We start from the raw sequence: 1,781 nt of genomic DNA, 5'->3' as shown, positions 1-1,781 counted from the left end.
TGCCTATGCTCAAATTGACTTTTTCAGCAAACACGCAGCGGCATTATCTATATCCATCAAACCGAAGACCCGCGCCCGACGCTGATTGCCCAGCACAGTGCTATTTTTGAAGCCATTGTCCAGGCCAAACCAGCCGAGGCGGCGGAAGCGGCAAAACTGCATTTGAATTATGTCGCCCGCCGCATTTTGCAGGACAGGGAATATCAAAGCCACAGCGAGCATGCGGACGTATTGGCGCAAAATGATTTGAAACGGGTAGATTGGTAGCGTTTAAAAATAATCAGGCCGTCTGAATTTTTTCAGACGGCCTGATTTTGCAAATAAGGCTTTTTAGTGCCACAATCTTCCCCATTCTGTCTAAAAACAAAGGAAGCACCATGTACCGTCATGTCGAGTATTATCCGGGCGACCCGATTTTGAGTTTGGTTGAAACCTTCAAACGCGACGAGCGTTCTGAAAAAGTCAATTTGAGCATAGGCATTTATTTTGATGGCGAAGGCAAAATGCCGGTTTTGGAATCTGTCCTCCGGGCAGAAGCAGAGCATGCGGCCGTACCGCGCCCATCGCCTTATCTGCCGATGGAAGGTTTGGACACTTACCGAAGCGCGGTTCAGCGTTTGCTGTTTGGGCAGGATAATCCGGCGTTGGCAGAAGGGCGCGTTGCGACCATACAGACCTTGGGCGGCTCGGGGGCGTTGAAAGTCGGTGCCGACTTTTTGCACCGTTGGTTCCCTGAAGCGAAAGCCTATGTCAGCGACCCGACTTGGGACAACCATAAGGGTATTTTTGAAGGTGCCGGTTTTGAAGTGGGGACGTATCCTTATTACAACCCTGAAACCGTCGGCGTAAAATTTGAAGAAATGACTGCGTTTTTCAAGACCTTGCCGGAAAACAGCGTCTTGATTTTACATCCATGCTGTCAAAACCCGACCGGCGTCGATATGTCGCAAGCGCAATGGGATGAAGTGTTGGACATCGTTAAAACGCACAAGCTGATTCCGTTTATGGATATTGCCTATCAAGGTTTCGGCGAGGATTTGGACAACGATGCTTATGCGATTCGTAAAGCCGTCGAAATGGGCCTGCCTTTGTTTGTCAGCAACTCTTTTTCGAAAAACCTGTCGCTGTATGGCGAACGCGTCGGCGGTTTGAGTGTAGTGTGTCCCAATAAGGAAGAAGCAGAGCTGGTGTTCGGACAGTTGAAATTTACCGTCCGCCGAATTTATTCCAGTCCTGCCGCGCATGGCGCATACATTGCATCTGATGTGATGAATAGCGAGGAGCTACGCGCTTTATGGGAAAATGAGGTTTACGCCATGCGCGACCGCATCCGTGCCATGCGTCAGAAACTTTATGATGTTTTGACGGCCAAAATTCCCAATCGCGATTTCAGCTATTTCATCAAACAGCTCGGTATGTTCAGCTATACAGGCCTAACCGTAGAGCAGGTACACCGCCTGCGTGACGAGTTTGCCGTTTACCTGCTGGATTCAGGCAGGATGTGTGTGGCAGGATTGAATGCATCGAATATCGATTATGTGGCCGAAGCATTTGCCAAAGTGTTGCAATAGCCGTTCAATCTGAAATTGAATGTAGTTTTATTTGAAGTAAATCAAAAGGCCGTCTGAAAAATTTTCATCTTTCAGACGGCCTCTTTATAATTGGCGCACCCAACAGGGATCGAACCTGTGACCTCCAGCTTCGGAAACTGACACTCTTCCAACTGAGCTATGGGTGCGAAAGCCGTAAGGTTAACGCATATTGGCTTTATTGGCAAAGTT

1 protein-coding gene, 1 tRNA gene and 1 pseudogene are annotated in these 1,781 nt (G+C 48.6%); 2 read left to right on the top strand and 1 reads right to left on the bottom strand.

Features of this window, described 5'->3' with window-relative positions; genetic code table 11:
• Positions 1 to 18: 18 nt before the first annotated feature.
• Both ACTHUM_RS13035 and ACTHUM_RS13030 read left to right on the top strand, forming a co-directional pair.
• Positions 19 to 267 (top strand): annotated as a pseudogene (locus ACTHUM_RS13035) (FadR/GntR family transcriptional regulator); the annotation flags it as partial.
• 110 nt (positions 268 to 377) lie between these two features.
• A complete protein-coding gene (locus ACTHUM_RS13030) occupies positions 378 to 1,571 on the top strand; it encodes an amino acid aminotransferase (RefSeq protein ID WP_070460983.1) in 1,194 nt (397 codons plus the stop codon).
• 91 nt (positions 1,572 to 1,662) lie between these two features.
• Here the strand turns inward: ACTHUM_RS13030 and ACTHUM_RS13025 are convergent.
• Positions 1,663 to 1,738, bottom strand: a tRNA-Arg gene (locus ACTHUM_RS13025).
• Positions 1,739 to 1,781 lie beyond the last annotated feature (43 nt).

It is taken from the genome of Neisseria sp. P0021.S006 (assembly GCF_051956895.1).
The sequence above is the reverse complement of the archived record's forward strand: the minus strand, read 5'-3'. Positions and strand labels throughout refer to the sequence as shown.